The following is a 17,256-nucleotide window of genomic DNA, read 5'->3' as shown; positions in this document are numbered from 1 at the left end:
GGGAAAACCGCGCAGCCGTCTAACCTTCGATATGGACAATCTAGGGTGATTTTCCTGTCGGTAAGATGAACAGGACCGTTCAGACTATCGACTGGTCGGCTTGGTGGCTCAACTCACCGATGAGTCATCTCAGCTCTTGCGACGCGGTCGCGGATCGCGCCAGCTGAAGCTCGATTGTGCGATCGGCTGGTTGAATTTCACATTACCGAGTCGCACTGTGGTGCGGTTGTTCTTCGAATCAAGTGCGACCCAGCCGTTGAGCGTCAGCCCGCCCGGCGCTCCGGCCTGTTTGGTGAAGATCATCGTCATCGTGCCATATTCAGGACGTTTGGGATCGCGCACTTCGACACTGATAACATTGGGATTTGATGTCGCCACGCGCTTGCCGAACCTGGACAGGTCCTTGCCCGGGTCAAGCAGCGCCGCAAGCGGGCTGTTCCTGATCGGCCAGCGCTGAACCTGCTTCACCTCATAATCAACCATCGTCAGCGCCTTGCCGTCTGCAACGATCAGCAACGGCACACCCTTTTGATATTCGAAGCGCACATGGCCGGGGCGCTTGAGCAACAATTTGCCGGTCAGGCTTTGCCCATTGCGGTCGGTCTGGGTGAAGGTTGCGTTCATCGTGGACACTGCCTGCATGTGACCGACGACCTGGCTCAGGTCGTTCGATTGCTGTGCTGGCGCGCTGGCAGCCGACGCCATCAGCGCGGGGACGAGCAAAAGTCGGGAGAAAGTATTGGTCATATCTATTCCTTGGCTTTTGCCAGCGTGGGTAGCAACGCCGCATTGAACCGATTCTGAATATCAGAGCGCGTTAGATCGGCTCGCCATTACGATCACGCAGCACTTCGCGCCGCCCGATATGGTTCGGGGCGCTGATATAGCCGTCCTCTTCCATCCGGTCGATCAGGCGCGCGGCGCTGTTATAACCGATGCGCAGCTGGCGCTGTATCCAGCTGGTTGAGGCCTTCTGGCTTTCGAACACAATCTGGCAGGCCTTGCGATAAGTCGCATCCTCGGGGCTATCGTCATCGCCCAGGCCATCGAGCGCAAAGCCGCCATCTTCAGGCTCTTCGGTGACCGACTGGATATAGTCGGGTTCACCCTGGCCGCGCCAATGTTCGGCGACCTTGCGGACTTCCTCGTCCGAAACAAACGGGCCGTGGATACGCGTCAGCCCGCGCCCGCCCGCCATATAGAGCATATCGCCCTTGCCGAGCAGCTGTTCCGCACCCTGTTCGCCCAATATGGTACGGCTGTCGATTTTCGAGGTTACGTGGAAGCTGATGCGCGTCGGCAGGTTCGCCTTGATCACACCGGTGATGACGTCGACCGAGGGGCGCTGCGTTGCCATGATGAGGTGGATACCCGCCGCACGCGCCTTTTGGGCGAGGCGCTGGATAAGAAATTCGACTTCCTTGCCCGCGGTCATCATCAGGTCTGCGAGTTCGTCGACGATGACGACGATTTGCGGCAGCGGCTGGTAATCATGCTGCTGCTCTTCATATTGTGGGAGGCCGGTCATCGGATCATAGCCAACCTGTATCTTGTGCCCCAGTGGCTGGCCCTTGGCCTTGGCTGCAAGTATCTTTTCATTGAAACCCTGCAGATTGCGGACGCCGACCGACGACATCATCCGGTAGCGGTCTTCCATCTGCTCGACCGCCCACTTCAACGCGCGGATCGCCTTGGCCGGCTCGGTCACCACGGGCGCCAGCAGATGCGGGATATCGTCATAGATGCTGAGTTCGAGCATCTTGGGATCGATCATGATCATCCGGCACTGGTCTGGCGTAAGCCGGTAGAGCAGCGACAGAATCATGCAGTTGAGGCCAACCGACTTACCCGAACCAGTAGTACCTGCGACGAGCAAATGCGGCATCGGTTGCAAATCGGCGACCACCGGGTCGCCCGAGATATTCTTGCCAAGGATGATCGGCAATTGCCCCTTTTGATCGGCAAAGGCAGTTGAGGCGATCATTTCCTGCAGCACCACCGCCTCACGGTTGTGGTTGGGCAGTTCGATGCCGATGACCGTGCGCCCCGGAACCGTCGAAACGCGGGCGGAGAGCGCGGACATGTTGCGCGCGATGTCCTCTGCCAGTTGCACGACACGCTGCGCACGCACGCCGGGGGCGGGTTCAAGTTCGTACATGGTGACGACAGGGCCGGGGCGGACGGCGACGATTTCGCCCTGCACCTTGAAATCATCAAGCACCGATTCGAGTAGACGCGCATTCGATTCGAGTGCCGCCTTGTCCAGCTTGGGCGCGGTTGAAGGCGGCGGGGTATCAAGCAGGTCGAGCGAGGGCAGCGTGTAATTGCCGAAAAAGTCGCCCTGTTTGGCTCCACTGGCAAAACTGGCCTTCTTTGGCGCGACTTGCCGTTCGGCAATTTCAGGGGCGCGGCGCGGTTCGCGTTCTACCGGCTTGCGCGGAACGGGATCGGCGACGAATTCAGGCTCGCGCTGTGGCGCCGATGGATCGGCGGCCACGCGTTCGGCCGAGCCGCCAAGTGAGGGCATCGGGAGCGACGGAATGGTGAAAAGCGGTCGCTCCAGCTCCAGCGAACGGGTCACCAGAACAATCCCGCCGACCACAGAGCCCAAGATCGCCACCCAGCGCGCCAGATTGCTCCACCCCTCACCCAGTTTGGCGATCAGCGCGCTATAGGCCCCATCGAGCAGCAAGGCCGGTGTCCCGCCCCAGCCTGCTGGCAAGCCGATGTCGCTGCCATGCTGCCAATGCGCAAGGCCAAAGCCCAGGATCAGCATCCCTATTAGGCAGAGCAGCAATTGCCGTTTCCAGCGCGGCTGCGGCACATCGCGCCACAGGCGACGGGCATAGACCAGCATCAGCGGGAAAAGCAGGATTGCAGGTAGGCCAAAGGTGAACAGCGACGCATCTGCCAGATAGGCACCGCTCTGCCCCATCCAATTGTCGCTTGCACCCTGTGCCGCGCTGTTAAAAGCATTGTCGGCAGGCGAGTAGCTTAGGATCGAAACGGCATAGAAGAGCGCGAAAAGTCCGACGACACCCGCCCCGATCAGCGCGCCGCTGCGCAGCAAGGATTGGCGCATCATCTGCCGCCAGTTGGCGGTCTGGGATTTGGGGGAACGCGATGCCATATGCTGTTTGCGACGCCTGTTAGAGTGAATGCACACCTTTTCGCGGAGGCGGGAGTCCCCGTCAAGAGTCCGCAGTTTTTCCTCCCTTTTCAGCCCCGGAAAACCGGCCTAAGCGAATCCCCATGTCCAAGAACGAATTTGCCGACATCATCATCATCGGAGGCGGGCTCAACGGCCTTGCCCAAGCACTCGCCTTTGCGGTGCACGGTGTCACCTGCCATGTCATCGACCGCGCCGATCAGGCCGCGATGCTTGCCCCGCATTTCGACGGTAGGGTCTCGGCGATTTCAAGCTCGAGCATGAAATTGTTCGAAGCCATAGGCCTCGGCCCAGCCTTGGAAGGCAAAGGTTGCCCGATCGAACAGATCTGGGTCAGCGATGGCCTGAAGCCTGGTTCGCTCGATTTCGTGCCCGCCGAGGGTGACGGCTATCTGGGCCAGATGTTCGAGAACCAGCTGATACGGCGCGCCCTTTATGAAGTCGCCTTGGCGCGCCCGGAAATCCAGCTGCACATGCCCGCCGAGATCGCATCTTCAAAAGCCGACGAAGCTGGTGTGCGCGTCGAACTCAAAAATGGTGATGTGCTGACCGGGTCGCTTCTGGTGGTCGCCGAAGGTCGCAAGAGCGTGTCGCGCGACGCGGCCGGAATCCGCCTCACCGAATGGGATTATGCGCATGAGGCAATGGTGACTGCCATTTTCCACGAGAAGCCCCACAATCAGGTCGCTTACGAGATTTTCTATCCCACCGGGCCATTCGCCATCCTGCCGATGCTTGACGACGAAGCGGGGCGGCACCGTTCGGCGATTGTCTGGTCGGTATCGCGTGCCGAAGCCCCGGTTTACAAGAAACTGTCACCGCGCGGGATGGCGCACGAGATTGAAAAAGCGATGGGCGGCCTGCTCGGTGAAATAGAGATGAACGCGCCGGTGATGGGCTATCCTCTCAATTTCCAGCACGCCAACCGCATCACCGATACGCGCATGGTGCTGGTCGGCGACGCTGCACATGGAATGCACCCGATTGCAGGGCAAGGCCTCAACCTTGGGCTGCGCGATGTGGCTTGCCTTGCGCAGGTCGTGGTCGAAGGCATACGGCTCGGGCTCGATCCCGGCGATGCGCAAATCCTTGATCGCTACACCCGCTGGCGCAGTCTTGACGTACAAAGCGTGATGATGGCGACCGACACGCTCAACAAATTATTCGGCATTCCCGGCAAAACCGCCTCCGCCGCCCGCCGCCTCGGCCTCGCCGCGGTCCAGCGCATGAAGCCGCTCAAAGACTTCTTCATGGCTGAAGCGCGCGGAGAGTCGGGCAATCTGCCCAAGCTGTTGCAAGGGCTGCCGGTTTAGCTTTCCGTCACCGGCACCAACCGGATTTCGACGCGGCGATTTTCGGCGCGACCTTCTTCGGTGGTGTTGCTCGCCTTGGGCTGGCTTTCACCATAGCCTTTGGTGGCGAGGCGTGCGCTCTGGACACCACGTCCGGTCAGATAGCTGGCGACCGTCGCCGCACGCTGTTCTGACAGGGTTTGGTTAAAGGCTTCCGATCCAACCGAGTCGGTGTGACCCATCACATCGACATAGGTTTTTTCATATTCGACCAGCGTGGCCCCAACCTTGTCGAGCGTGCTGCGAAACTCGGGTGAAAGGTTGGCGCTGCCAAAGGCAAAGGTGACCTCGGACGGCATGTCGAGCACCAGCTGGTCACCTTCGCGGACAACTTCGACTCCGGTACCGGCGGTCTGTTCGCGCAGCTTCTTTTCCTGCTGGTCCATATAATAGCCAACGCCCGCGCCCGCGACAGCGCCAATGCCTGCGCCGAGAATTTTCTCTGTCCGGTCGCGCTTGCCACCGATCAGGTCGCCGAGCAGATAGCCGCCCAATGCACCCCCAATGCCGCCAATCGCAGCTTTCGAAATACGCTTTTCCCCGGTTTCGGGGTTGGTCGTGCAAGCGGTAACCGGAATGGCCGCAATCAACAGAACGGCAGCAATTTTGGAACGACGTTTCATGGCCCAATCTCCTTTTCAGTCGGTGAAAGAGACCATATCCTAGCTGAACCGAAAATGACAGCGCAGGTAAAATCAACCCCTGCCGCGATAGGGGGCAACCCCCTGATCGGGCAGCCACAGACCCTCGGGCGGCGCCCCTGACTGCCAGAATACATCTATCGGGATACCCCCACGTGGATACCAATAACCGCCGATGCGCAGCCACTTTGGTTTCATTTCATCGAACAAGCGCTGACCAATGCCGACAGTACAATCTTCATGAAAGGCCGCATGATTGCGGAAAGAGCCGAGAAAGAGCTTCAACGATTTCGATTCGACTATGGTTGCATCTGGGGCATAGTCGATGACCAGATGGGCGAAATCAGGCTGGCCGGTCACCGGGCAAAGCGATGTGAATTCGGGCGCAGCAAAGCGGACAAGATAGAGTGTTCCCGCACGCGGGTTTGGCACATAGTCCAACTCCGCTGCTTCGGGGGTTAGGGGCAAAGCGGCATTCTGGCCGAGAAATTTGGGATTCGGTTTATCTGACATACCGCTTGTCTAGCGTGTTGCACGGCCTATGTCATTCCCGAGACGCCATTCACATGGCGTTCAGCGGTTGGGCACCTCAAAGGATGGCAATGACCAAAGGGTTGAAGGGATGGGCAATGATGTTTGCGGCGGCAGTCATGTCGTCGTCGGTCGCCTATACCCAAGTCAGCGGATCCGGCCAGGACATTGGTGCAGGAACGCCACCCGAATTGCGGGACTTCCGGTTGGATACGCCACCAGCCCGGCCAGCGCCGCAACAAAGTTCGCCGCCGCCTGTTGTCGAAACGCCACCTCCGACCGAACGCAGCACCATCGCAACACCGCCCGCCGAGCAGCGCCCGACGGTCGGCCGCCGTGCCGCAACAAATTCCAGCCCCGCGCCCGTTGCGCAGGGGCCTAGCGAGGCAACCCCCGAAACCGGCAATACGCCCGCACCCGTCGCTACCGGTGAACCGGTGATTGCCCCCGAACGCGCAGTCCCTGCGACAACCGTCGACGCCTATGCCGGACCTCCTGCGAACAGCGTCCCGCTCAATGCGCCTTCTGCAATTTTATCCCGGCCCTGGTTCTGGCTTGCCGTCGCGGGATTCGCAGCGATGCTCGCGGCTGCGAGCTGGTTTTTCTTCCGGCGCAGACAGCGGTCAGCCTATCGACAGCAGGCAGCTGGTCAGCAACCCGTCCCGCAGCCTTCGCCGCCCGCCCGGCTCGATACGCCGCGCAAAACACCGCCGACTGCCCCGCCACGCGCGCCCGAACGGACGGCGGAGGCCGCAGGTCCGGTCGCTGCGCAATTCAACCCGACCAGCGCGCAACTCAGTATCGCCAGCCTGTCCGTTACCGGCATATTGGCGATCAAAAATCAGACACGGACACCTGTCAGCGGGCTGATCCTGCGCAGCCATATGATTTCGGCGCAGGATGGCCAGCGGGAAGCTGTTGCCGCTTTCCATAGCGACCGTGGCGCAGGTTCGATCCAGCCGCTTGGTGATTTGGCTGCAGGGGAAAGGATAGACGCGACGATTGAAATTCGCCTGCCGCGCACCGAATTGTCCTCCTTCCGCTGGACAGAACGCGAATTTGTCGCACCCATTGTCCTGATCCATTTATTCGGCAGCGCAGATGGTGAGCCGGTCGAAATCCAGATTACCCAGTTGATTGGTCGGGAAGGTACCGGCCAGAGCGACCGCATGCAGCCATTGCCCATCGATCGCGGACCCAAACGATTTTCGGGAATTGCCGCTCGACCCGTCTTTGCTTGAAATCCGTCTGTTAGCGCTCGACTAGGCCGGAAAAGCGGCATATCGTGCACTGCACAAGAATCGCTATAAGCGGGCAAAGACGGACGAAAAGGGAACGGGCAAAATGGATTTATTGGTAAGCACCGAGTGGCTGGCGAAAGAGTTGGGCGCATCGGATCTGCGGATTGTCGACGCCACCTGGCATATGCCCGACGCAGGCCGCAACGCCGCTGCCGAATATGAAGGCGGCCATATTCCCGGTGCGGTCTTTATGGATCTTGCCGAAATCGCCGACAGCAATTCCAGCCTGCCTAACATGCTGCCCCCGCCCGAAAAATTTGCCAGCCGCATGCAATCGCTGGGCCTTGGCGATGGCAGCCGAATCGTCGTCTATGACGACAGCGTTTTCAAATCGGCAACCCGTGCCTGGTGGATGCTGACGCTATTTGGTGCGCATGATGTTGCAATCCTGGACGGTGGCCTTGCCAAGTGGAAGGCCGAAGGGCGTCCGCTCGAAAATGGCAAGCCGTCGTTGCGCCACCGCCACTTCACCGTCTGGAAAGACGATAGCGGGGTCAAAACCAAGGCAGACATGCTCGCCAATCTGCACAGCAAGGACGCCGTTGTCGTCGATGCCCGCGGCGCAGGCCGCTTCACCGGCGAGGAAGCCGAACCGCGCCCCGAAATGGCATCGGGCCATATTCCAGGTAGCCGCAACCTCCCTTATTCCAACCTGTTCAATGCCGATGGCACCTGGAAACAGGGTGCCGCGCTGGAGGCTGCCTTCACCGAAGCAGGCGTCGATCTCGACAAACAGATGATCACCACCTGTGGTTCGGGCATGACCGCCGCCGTCGTGCTTTTTGGCGCGCGATTGACCGGCAAGAAAGACGTCGCGCTCTATGACGGCAGCTGGAGCGAATGGGGCCTGGACCCCGACACCCCCAAGGAAACCGGCGCGGCCTGAGCCGCAGGTCTAACTAACCAGCCCCGATGTTAAGCGCTTGAAGCCAAGCGCGAATCGTTGCATCCTGTCCATGGGGAAGATGGACAGGGAGAGAGCATCATGGCTGCAACCGGCCAAACCCCCATTGCGCCCTATACGGTCGCCAACAATCTGACATTTGCCGATTTGCGTGCAGCCCTCGCCGCAGGATGGCGTGATTTCCTCGCTTATCCGGCGTTCGGCCTGTTCTTCGCAGCCTTTTACGCCATTGGAGGGGCGGTGCTGGTCTATGGCCTGATCAAGCTCGGAGAAGGCGCTTGGTCTATTCCACTGATCGCCGGCTTTCCGATTATTGCACCCTTTGCAGCGGTCGGCCTTTATGAAGTCAGCCGCAGGCGGCAGCTCGGGCTACCCATCAATTGGCGCGCGATCATCTGGGCCTTGCGCGGACGCGGCGACGATCAGGTGCTGATGGTCGCCGGAATCGTCTTCGTCGCCTTCAGTTTCTGGATGATATTGGCGCACGGCATTTTCGCGATTTTCATGGCTGAATCGGGGATAGGCGCAGAGAATGTCGAGATGCTGCTCCAACCGCTTGCTATCGCAATGTTGTTCGTCGGCAGTATTGTAGGCGCGATCTTCGCCTTCGCGCTTTATGCAATCACAGTGATGAGTCTGCCAATGCTGTGCGACAAGGATGTCGACTTCATCACTGCAATCATCGTCAGCCTCGGCACGATCCGTTCGAACAAGTCGGTGATGATCGGTTGGGCAGCAATCATAGCGGTCAGCACATTTCTTGCTATCTTGCCCGCGTTCCTCGGCCTGTTTGTCGTGCTGCCAGTGCTGGGCCATACGACATGGCATCTTTATGTGCGCGCGGTCGAAGCACATAATAAGGGAGGCGCTTAAAGTTTCACCGCAGCCCTGAGCCTGTCGAAGGGCGTCCAGAGGTTTCAAATGCTGCTTTGGACTGGGAGGCGTGCTTCGACAGGCTCAGCACTACGGTGAAGGTGAAGCGATTGATTGTTTCGGAGCCTTGCGACCTGACTGCATAAACGGCTATCGAACGGGCATGGCCGACCCCAAGCACCCGCAGAAACCCAATACCAAAATCATCACCGGTGGCCGCCGCAAGGCGCTGACCGGTGCAGTGGTCAACCCGCCGGTCTGGCGCGCGAGCACGCACCTATATGAAGATGTCGCTGCGCTTGATGCTGGTGACAAGACCAATGAGGATGGCCGCTTCTTTTATGGCCGACGCGGTGCCCCCACCCAATGGTCGCTCGCCGAGGCGCTGACCGAATTGGAACCGGGTGCACATGGCACCATGCTCTATCCGTCAGGCGTCGCCGCGATCACGGGCGCGCTGCTTTCGGCACTGCAACCGGGCGATGTCTTGCTGATGAGCGATAATGCCTATGACCCGAGCCGCAGCTTTGCGCAGGGTTTCCTGAAGCGCTGGGGTGTCGAAACGCGTTTCTTCGACCCGCTGATAGGAGCGGGAATAGCGGAGCTGTTCTGTGAGCGCACCCGCGCGATCCTGCTCGAAAGCCCCGGCAGTCTGACCTTTGAGGTGTCGGACATCCCCGCCATCTGCGCCGCCGCGAAAGCGCATATGGGCCAGCGCGAGATCGTCACTTTGCTCGATAACACCTGGGCCACACCTTATTTTTTCACCGCGCTCGAAAAGGGCGTCGACATGACGATCCTGGCCGCGACCAAATATGTCGTCGGCCATAGCGATGTGATGGCAGGCAGCGTCACCACCACCAAGCGCCATTGGCAGGCGCTTCGGTCGACCGCGCAAACGCTTGGGCAAGTGTTGTCTCCCGACGACGCCTATCTTGCCGCACGCGGACTGCGCACAATGGCGGTTCGGCTGAAAGCACATGAGGCGGCGGCGCTGGACATAGCGCATTGGCTGGCCGCGCAGCCCGAGGTGACGAGCGTGCTGCATCCCGCCCTGCCCTCTTGCCCCGGCCACACCATCTGGAAGCGCGATTTCACCGGATCGTCGGGGCTGTTTTCCTTCGTCCTGAAAGGCGACTGGAGCAAGGCAGCGAAATTCATCGACACGCTCGAGTTATTTGGCATCGGCTATAGCTGGGGCGGCTTTGAGAGTCTCGCTTGCCCCAAACGCCCCGAAAAATACCGCAGTGAGACGGAGTGGAATTGCGACGGCACCGTTATCCGCCTGCAGATAGGTCTGGAAGATGTCGAGGATTTGAAAGCCGACCTTGCGCGGGGCTTTGCGGCCATTGCTGGCTAGCCACTAGCTGCAATCAGCCTCTTGGTCGCTTCCGCCTGCGGGTTGGAGAACAGTTCCTCGCGGCTTGCGCATTCGACAATCCGTCCCGCATCCATCACCGCAATCCGGTGCGCGGCGCGGCGGGCGAGCGCGAGGTCGTGGGTGATGAACAGCAGCGATAAACCGCGCTCGCGTTGCAGCCGACTGAACAGCGAAACGACACCATCAGCCACCAACGGATCGAGCGCCGACGTTGCCTCGTCGAGCAGCAGCATTTCGGGATTGGCCGACAGCGCGCGCGCAATCGCCACGCGTTGCGCCTGCCCCCCGGAAAGTGAGGCTGGTTTGCGGGAGGCGAAGTCGCGCGGCAAGCCGACTTCTTCGAGCAACTGTTCGACAAGCCCCTCCCCTTCAGGGGAGGGGTTGGGGTGGGGTAGTGAGGTCATGTCCGACTGTGACCCCCCACCCCCGGCCCCTCCCCTAAAGGGGAGGGGAGGAGATAGCCGCTTCACCGGTTCCAATATGATATCCGCCACACTCCAGCGCGGATCGAGACTTGCGAGCGGGTCCTGGAATACGGGCTGGATCAGACGGCGATGCTCTGCGCTGCGGTGCTGACGTGGTGGGAGCAATTCGCCTTGCCAGCGCACCGATCCCGACGCCATCGGCCCCAGACCCGCAATCGCCCGCCCGAGTGTGGACTTGCCCGAACCCGAACCGCCAACCAGTGCCAAAGTCTCGCCCTTTGCCAAAGTCAGGCGGGCATCTAGGACGGCATCAATGCGGCCACGGCGCCAACCGGGCTTGGGGAAATGAACATGGGCACCTTCCACCTCCAGCAGCACCTCGCCGATCTCGGGTAAGGGCGGGAGCGGCTCGGACAGGCGCGGCGTCGCGGCCATCAATCGCTTGCCATAGTCGGTGGTGGGTAAAGTTGCGATCTGCCGTGCGGTCCCGCTTTCAGCGACCTTCCCGGAATCGAGCAGCAGCAGCCGGTCGGCATGATGTTCGATCCCCGCCAGATCATGGCTGACCAGCAACATCGCCATCCCGCGTTCGCGGCACAGCCGGACGAGCAGCGCCATGATCTCGCCGCGCAGGGCTGCGTCCAATGCACTTACCGGTTCGTCCGCAAACAGATAGCGCGGCCCATGCGCCAGCGCGGTCGCGATCAACACGCGCTGCCTTTCGCCGCCCGATAGCCGGTGCGGATATTGGGCAAGCCTCTCTTCGGGGCGCGATAACCCGACCGCCTCCAGCATCGCGACCATCGCCGCCTTGTCAGGCTTGGTACCACCAGCCTGCATCGCAGCTTCTTGCAAATGCTGGCGCACGGTACGGTGCGGGGTGAGCGCAGTCAGCGGTTGCTGGAAAACGAAGCCGACTTTCTCCGCGCGCATCCGGCTCAATTGGCGTTCTGGTAGGCCGACCAGTTCGATCCCGTCGAGCATGGCCGAACCACTCGCCACCCCTGCGCTGAGGCCGAAGGGCGTCATCGCACTCATGCTCTTGCCCGCTCCCGATGCGCCCGCCAGCGCTACGATCTCGCCGGGGGAGAGGGTGAAACTGATGTCCTCGACAATGACATGATCCCCAACGCAAACGCGCAAGTTCCGGACGACATAGCCTTCGTTCATTTCGCAGCATCCGCCAGCCGGTCGCGAAATCGCTCCCCGGCTATCGTCAGGCAGGCGATCAGCAGGACGAGGACACCGCCAGGCAAAAACAGCGCCGCAGGGTTCATGTCCATCTCCTCTGCGCCTTCATTGACGAGAATGCCGAGCGAGGTCAGCGGCTCCTGCACGCCCAGGCCGAGGAAGGATAGGAAGCTCTCGATCATCACCACATGCGGGACGGTGAGCATCAGATAAGCGACCGCCACCCCCGCGACATTGGGCAAAATGTGGCGCAGCAGGGTAGCGCGGGCTGGCGATCCAGCAGCCTCCGCCGCTAGGATGAAGGGCCGTTGCTTGAGTGCAATCACCTGCCCGCGCACCACGCGCGCCATCGTCAGCCACTCGACAAAACCAATCCCCAGGAACACCAGCAGGATCGACCGCCCAAACACCACCATCAGCAGGATGACGACGAACATGAAGGGCAACGCATACAGCCCGTCGACGATGCGCATCATCAATTCATCGGTGCGCCCGCCGACCCATCCGGCAATCGCGCCCCAAGCGACGCCGATCAGCAGCGCGACCATTGCGGCCGCGAGCGCCACCGACAAGGTCACCCGCGTTCCCACCAGCAACCGCGCCAGCCGATCCCGTCCCAGATCATCGGTTCCCAGGAGGTGACCGTCGGTGAACAGGCCGCCCCGAACGCTGTCCCAATCGATCGAGATATGGTCATACGGCAGCAGTGGCGGCACCAACAATGCGGCCAGTGCGATCAGCGCAACGATGACGAGCGCGGGCTTCATCCTGCGCGCATCCGCGGGTCGAGCCAGCCATAAATGAGGTCAGCGAACAAGTTGAAGAGAATGATCAGCGCGGCGTAGAGAGTCACCACGCCGAGAACGAGTGGATAGTCGCGATTGAGCGCGCCCTGCACGAAGTAGCGGCCTAGGCCGGGGAGGCCGAACACGGTTTCGATCACCACTGCCCCTGTCAGCAACGCCGCAGCTGCGGGACCAAGATAGCTTGCCACGGGCACCAGCGCTGGGCGCAAGGCGTGGCGGCGCAGGATTGTTAGCGGCGCTATCCCTCGTGCGCGGGCGGCGCGGATATGGTCAGCACCCAATTCGCCCGCCAGCCCTGCACGCGCCAATTTGGCGACCGCGCCCGTGACCGGCAAGGCCAACGCAACCACCGGTAGCACCAGCCAGCTCCAGCCATCATTCTGCCCCGAAACCGGCAGCCAGCCGAGCCACAGGCCGAAGATCAGCGCCAGCAGCGGTCCGGTGACAAAGGTCGGCAAGGCGGTGAGCAAGGTAGCGCCCAACATCAGCACCTCATCCTGCCACTTGCCCGCGCGCAACGCGGCCCATAGCCCCGTCGAAATGCCCAGCACGCTCGCCAGAACGAGCGCGCAGCCGCCGATCAGCAGCGACACCGGCAGCGCCTCGGCAATCAGGCCGCTGACTGTGAAATCGCGATAGACCATGCTTGGCCCGAAATCGCCCTGCGCTAAACGCATGAGATATAGCCAGACCTGTTCTGGCAGTGACTTGTCGAGGCCATAGGCAACCTCAAGCGCAGCCCGCACTTCGGGCGCCAAGGGCCGCTCACCATCGAAGGGCCCGCCCGGCGCCACGCGCATCAGCACGAACGACAGCACAATGATGGCGAGCAGCGTCGGTATCGCCGTCAACAGCCGCCGTGCAATCAGTCTGCCCATGGGCCGTGTTTAGAGGCTTAGAGTCCCAAAGCAATTGCGGACTTCGGCGATGAACAGCTCGGGCCGCTCCATCGCGGCGAAATGCCCGCCTTTTTCCAGTTCGTTCCAGTAGACGATATTCTTGTACCGCGTTTCGGCCCAGCGGCGCGAGGGACGGAACAGTTCTTTGGGGAAGGCGCTGATCCCGGTCGGCACCTGTACCTCGGCGAGGTTCCCGGCGGCAAAGCTGTGCCAGTACAACCGCGCCGATGAGGCCGCCGTTGCATTCAGCCAATATAGCATGACATTGTCGAGCAGGTGATCACGGCTGAAGACATTTTCGGGATGTCCGTCGCAATCGGACCAGCCGTGAAATTTCTCGATGATCCAGCACATCTGTCCGACTGGACTGTCGGTCAGCGCATAGCCCAAAGTCTGCGGGCGCGTGCTCTGGATTTTCGAATAGCCGCTGTCCTTTTCCTGATACCAGCCTGCCCGCATCAATGACTGCGCCTCGAACGGCGTTGGCGCAGAGAGCACTTCGGGAGGAGGTGTCGCGACCGCCATGTTGACATGGATCGCCGCACAAGCGCCCTTGTTTTGCGCGCCGATGGCCGAGGTTACCATTGCACCCCAATCACCGCCCTGTGCGAAATAACGGTCATATCCCAGCCCGCGCATCAGCACATCCCAGGCTTCGGCGATCTTTTCGACCGACCAGCCTGCCTTGTCGGGCCGTCCCGAAAAGCCGTAGCCGGGCAGCGAAGGCAGGACGAGGTGGAAAGCGGGTTGGCTGGCATCTGTCGGTTCGGTGAGCGCCTCTATGACATTCACAAATTCCAGCACCGATCCCGGCCAGCCATGCGTCATGATCATCGGGCGTGCATCGGCACGGCTGCTTTTAATATGGATGAAGTGGATATCGAGCCCGTCAATCTTTGTCTTGAAATGCGGCCAGCGGTTGAGCTCCGCCTCACACCGTCGCCAGTCGTAATTGCTGCGCCAATAATCGAGCAACTCTCTCGCATAGGATAGCGGCAGACCCTGATCCCAATCGTCGACGGTTTCCTTTTCGGGCAACCGGGTTAGCGCCAGCCGCGCTTGCAGGTCATCAAGCGCGCTTTGGTCGATAGATACGGTAAAGGGCTGCGGTGAAATTGACATCGAGGCTCCACTCCTGATTGGAAGAGCCAAACTGTCGGCTAATTTCGTTTCGCGCAAGCGTTCAGATGATGTGCCACGCCCGCAATGCATGGATCAGCCCCAAAAGGCACAGGGCAACACCACCGCCGATCCTGATTTTCGAAATGGGCAAGATCTTGGCCAGCCGCTCTTTCAGCAGGATCGCGGGGATCACGGCGACCAACGTTCCCAGCCAGCCACCAATTGCCGGAAACAGCCAATGGTCGGCGCGCGCCGCATTGGCACCGATGATAAACTGTCCCTTGTCGCCAAATTGAAGGATGAAGATGCCCAGAAAGGCTGTCAGAAATGGCCCTGTTTTCCAACCCTCCAGCAAATCAACAGGTCGCCGCCACGCAAGCATGGCCACGCCGGCCAGCACATAAGCGAGACCGTTGAACAACCGCACCGGATCTTGGCTGACCCATTGGTCTATGAAGGATCCGGCATAGGCCGACATCAGGCAGTTGATAAGGCTTGCGGCTGCGAGACCCAGTAGAACCGGGCGGTTGCTGGCAAAACGAATGGCCAGCGCTGCGGCCAGCAACTGGGTCCGATCGCCGGTTTCGGTCAGAATCAGCGTCAGGAAGGATGCAATCAGGCTGTCCACCGGAACTGCCTAGTCGAGCGCTTGGGGCGTGTCAGCCACCAAGTCGGATCGCGACTGAGGCGAGCAAAGCTTCGGATGCCGCCGGGTGCAGATGCGCGACACCGATTGCGTCAGATATAATGCCAAGAAAGCTGTCGCTTAGCGCATGGCTGCCGTGCGCGCCGAAACGTTGGAGCGCCGCTTCAAAGGTGGCAGCAATTTCAGCAATCGCTGTAAGTCCGTGGCGCGCCGAGGTTTCGCGGATATTTTCCAGACGCATCAGGAATTGCAACGGATTGGCGTCATAAGCGGTCATGCGCAAAGCCTCGACCAGTTCGCCCAGTTCCGCCCGAATCAACAACAGTTGATCATGATCATATTGCATGCCGGTTGCCCCCGATTGCCCTGACCCTGCTTTGCGCCATTATGGTTACCGATTGGTTAAGCGCGACAGTTTCATATGCGGGGTTGACTTTTGACCCGGTCCAGCGCAGTAGCGCGCCAGTTTCGGGCGGCATCGCGCCGTCCGTTTTCATTTTAGCGATTCGAACCGAAGGAACAGGCCATGGCGAAGCCAGCCACCATCAAAATCCGTCTCGTCAGCAGCGCTGACACCGGCTTCTTCTACGTAACGAAGAAAAACCCCCGGAATCAGACGGAAAAGATGTCTTTCCGCAAATATGATCCCGTCGCGCGCAAGCATGTCGAGTTCAAGGAAGCCAAGATCAAGTAAGCCTGTGCAGCGGCCCAAAAGGGCTGCAACTGTGCTGTCTGTCTATCGAATGAGGGGCGCGGTTTGCGTCCCTTTTTTGATTCGCAAATCAGGCCTTTTTCGCCTTGCTGCCAAAGCGAAGCAGGAAATATCCGCTGAGTGCGGAAAGAATGGAACCCATCAGTACGCCGATTTTCACAGCGTCGCCCTGCTTGGCATCGGAGAAGGCAAGGCCGCCGATGAACAGGCTCATCGTGAAACCGATCCCGCATAGCAGCGCCACGCCATAAACCTGCAGCCAGCTCGCGTCCCGCGGTCGCGTTGCCAGCCCGAGTTTGACGCAAGCCCATACGCTGCCAAAAATTCCAACCTGCTTGCCGATGAAAAGGCCCAGCGCGATACCGAGCGGCAGCGGTGCGAGTAACGCGTCCAGCCCGACCCCTTCAAGCGAAACACCTGCATTTGCGAAGCCGAACAGCGGCACGATAACGAAGGCCACGGGTTTTGCCAGTGCATGTTCCAGCTGGTGGAGCAACGAGTCTTCGGAATCGGGCGCGGCTTTTGTTCGACGCAAGGGAATTGCAAATGCGGCGAGCACCCCTGCGATCGTTGCATGCACCCCGGACAGCAGGGTCGCATACCAGAGCAAGGCGGCAAGGATCAGATAAGGCCACAGACGCGCCACGCCCAAGCGCCCCATAGCCAACATCGCCAGCCAGATAGCGGCGGCGGCACCCAATGCCATCATGTTGAGACTGGCTGTGTAGAACAGGGCGATGATTGCGACTGCCCCCATGTCGTCGACTATGGCAACGGTGGTCAGGAACAGTTTGAGCGATGCCGGAGCACGGCTGCCCAGCAGGGCAAGCACACCGATAGCAAAGGCAATATCGGTCGCCGCAGGGATTGCCCAGCCGCGCACCAGCGATGCATCGCTGCCAGCGATGAAAAGATAGACAGCCGCTGGCAACGCCATACCAGCTGCAGCTGCAATCATGGGCAACAACCGGTCGTTCCAGCTGGCCAAATGCCCGTCGACAAATTCGCGTTTGATTTCCAAGCCGACGAGCAAAAAGAAGATCGCCATCAGGCCATCGTTAATCCAAAGATGCACCGTCATCGGGCCGAGTTTCGGTGTCAGTTCGGGCCCCGTTACCGCATGGATGAAATGGAAATAGCTCTCCGCAAGCGGCGAGTTGGCAACCAGCATGGCGAGCGCGGCAACACCCATCAGGATGATCCCGCCAGCCGCTTCGCTATCGAGAAAATCGCGAAGCGCCGAAACAGGCTTGGCCGCTGCTGACTTGGCTTTTTCCATCATAGGACCAACCAATAGCGCCCC

The 17,256-nt window shown here is 60.4% G+C and carries 17 protein-coding genes; 6 read left to right on the top strand and 11 right to left on the bottom strand.

The window, feature by feature from the left end:
• Positions 1 to 129 precede the first annotated feature (129 nt).
• Together PKC81_RS03450 and PKC81_RS03445 are read right to left on the bottom strand one after the other, a co-directional pair.
• Positions 130 to 705 (bottom strand): outer membrane lipoprotein carrier protein LolA, encoded by a 576-nt coding sequence (locus tag PKC81_RS03450; RefSeq protein ID WP_324333280.1) that lies wholly within the window; start codon positions 703 to 705, stop codon positions 130 to 132.
• 112 nt (positions 706 to 817) lie between these two features.
• Complete coding sequence (locus PKC81_RS03445) at positions 818 to 3,130, bottom strand: DNA translocase FtsK 4TM domain-containing protein (RefSeq protein ID WP_324333237.1); 2,313 nt, start codon at positions 3,128 to 3,130, stop codon at positions 818 to 820.
• 122 nt (positions 3,131 to 3,252) lie between these two features.
• On the opposite strand from PKC81_RS03445, the gene PKC81_RS03440 reads away from it, so the two are divergent.
• The gene (locus PKC81_RS03440; protein ID WP_324333236.1) at positions 3,253 to 4,482 is read left to right on the top strand and encodes an FAD-dependent monooxygenase; all 1,230 of its coding nucleotides are present in this window, start codon (positions 3,253 to 3,255) and stop codon (positions 4,480 to 4,482) included.
• On the opposite strand, the gene PKC81_RS03435 is transcribed toward PKC81_RS03440, so the two are convergent.
• Complete coding sequence (locus PKC81_RS03435) at positions 4,479 to 5,144, bottom strand: OmpA family protein (RefSeq protein ID WP_324333235.1); 666 nt, start codon at positions 5,142 to 5,144, stop codon at positions 4,479 to 4,481. The genes PKC81_RS03440 and PKC81_RS03435 overlap by 4 nt on opposite strands.
• A gap of 72 nt (positions 5,145 to 5,216) precedes the next feature.
• Complete coding sequence (queF, locus tag PKC81_RS03430) at positions 5,217 to 5,675, bottom strand: preQ(1) synthase (RefSeq protein WP_324333234.1); 459 nt, start codon at positions 5,673 to 5,675, stop codon at positions 5,217 to 5,219.
• 89 nt (positions 5,676 to 5,764) lie between these two features.
• Between queF and PKC81_RS03425 the strand changes: the two genes are divergently transcribed.
• The 4 genes from PKC81_RS03425 to metC all read left to right on the top strand — a co-directional run bounded on the left by PKC81_RS03425 (position 5,765) and on the right by metC (position 10,131).
• Positions 5,765 to 6,934 (top strand): LPXTG cell wall anchor domain-containing protein, encoded by a 1,170-nt coding sequence (locus PKC81_RS03425; protein WP_324333233.1) that lies wholly within the window; start codon positions 5,765 to 5,767, stop codon positions 6,932 to 6,934.
• A gap of 103 nt (positions 6,935 to 7,037) precedes the next feature.
• The gene (gene sseA / locus PKC81_RS03420) at positions 7,038 to 7,880 is read left to right on the top strand and encodes a 3-mercaptopyruvate sulfurtransferase (RefSeq protein WP_324333232.1); all 843 of its coding nucleotides are present in this window, start codon (positions 7,038 to 7,040) and stop codon (positions 7,878 to 7,880) included.
• A 99-nt stretch (positions 7,881 to 7,979) separates the two neighbouring features.
• Positions 7,980 to 8,771 (top strand): DUF2189 domain-containing protein, encoded by a 792-nt coding sequence (locus tag PKC81_RS03415; RefSeq protein WP_324333231.1) that lies wholly within the window; start codon positions 7,980 to 7,982, stop codon positions 8,769 to 8,771.
• Positions 8,772 to 8,934: 163 nt separating this feature from the next.
• Positions 8,935 to 10,131, top strand: coding sequence for a cystathionine beta-lyase (metC, locus tag PKC81_RS03410; RefSeq protein WP_324333230.1), 1,197 nt, complete (start codon positions 8,935 to 8,937; stop codon positions 10,129 to 10,131).
• On the opposite strand, the gene PKC81_RS03405 is transcribed toward metC, so the two are convergent.
• The 6 genes from PKC81_RS03405 to PKC81_RS03380 all read right to left on the bottom strand — a co-directional run bounded on the left by PKC81_RS03405 (position 10,128) and on the right by PKC81_RS03380 (position 15,587).
• Positions 10,128 to 11,747 carry an ABC transporter ATP-binding protein gene (locus tag PKC81_RS03405; RefSeq protein WP_324333229.1) on the bottom strand — a complete coding sequence of 540 codons (1,620 nt, stop codon included), beginning with the start codon at positions 11,745 to 11,747 and terminating at the stop codon, positions 10,128 to 10,130. The two genes, metC and PKC81_RS03405, sit on opposite strands and share 4 nt — an antisense overlap.
• Positions 11,744 to 12,535 (bottom strand): ABC transporter permease subunit, encoded by a 792-nt coding sequence (locus PKC81_RS03400; RefSeq protein ID WP_324333228.1) that lies wholly within the window; start codon positions 12,533 to 12,535, stop codon positions 11,744 to 11,746. Before PKC81_RS03400 ends, PKC81_RS03405 begins: the two co-directional genes overlap by 4 nt.
• Positions 12,532 to 13,452, bottom strand: a complete 921-nt coding sequence (locus PKC81_RS03395; RefSeq protein WP_324333227.1) for an ABC transporter permease — start codon at positions 13,450 to 13,452, stop codon at positions 12,532 to 12,534. The genes PKC81_RS03400 and PKC81_RS03395 overlap by 4 nt, the downstream gene beginning before the upstream one ends.
• A 9-nt stretch (positions 13,453 to 13,461) precedes the next feature.
• Entirely contained in the window at positions 13,462 to 14,595 is a 1,134-nt protein-coding gene (locus PKC81_RS03390; protein WP_324333226.1) for an epoxide hydrolase, read from the bottom strand.
• A 61-nt stretch (positions 14,596 to 14,656) separates the two neighbouring features.
• The gene (locus PKC81_RS03385) at positions 14,657 to 15,223 is read right to left on the bottom strand and encodes a TMEM165/GDT1 family protein (RefSeq protein ID WP_324333225.1); all 567 of its coding nucleotides are present in this window, start codon (positions 15,221 to 15,223) and stop codon (positions 14,657 to 14,659) included.
• 31 nt (positions 15,224 to 15,254) lie between these two features.
• Positions 15,255 to 15,587 (bottom strand): hypothetical protein, encoded by a 333-nt coding sequence (locus PKC81_RS03380; protein WP_324333224.1) that lies wholly within the window; start codon positions 15,585 to 15,587, stop codon positions 15,255 to 15,257.
• Between the two features lie 180 nt (positions 15,588 to 15,767).
• Here PKC81_RS03380 and rpmG point away from each other — a divergent pair, with 180 nt between their 5' ends.
• Positions 15,768 to 15,935 (top strand): 50S ribosomal protein L33, encoded by a 168-nt coding sequence (gene rpmG / locus PKC81_RS03375; RefSeq protein WP_115550391.1) that lies wholly within the window; start codon positions 15,768 to 15,770, stop codon positions 15,933 to 15,935.
• An 88-nt stretch (positions 15,936 to 16,023) separates the two neighbouring features.
• On the opposite strand, the gene nhaA is transcribed toward rpmG, so the two are convergent.
• Positions 16,024 to 17,235 (bottom strand): Na+/H+ antiporter NhaA, encoded by a 1,212-nt coding sequence (gene nhaA, locus PKC81_RS03370; RefSeq protein WP_324333223.1) that lies wholly within the window; start codon positions 17,233 to 17,235, stop codon positions 16,024 to 16,026.
• Between the last annotated feature and the right edge of the window lie 21 nt (positions 17,236 to 17,256).

This window comes from Sphingorhabdus sp., from assembly GCF_035329025.1.
Taxonomy (GTDB): Bacteria; Pseudomonadota; Alphaproteobacteria; order Sphingomonadales; family Sphingomonadaceae; genus Sphingorhabdus_B.
Note: the sequence above shows the minus strand (reverse complement) of the source record. Positions and strands in the feature narration are given on the sequence as shown.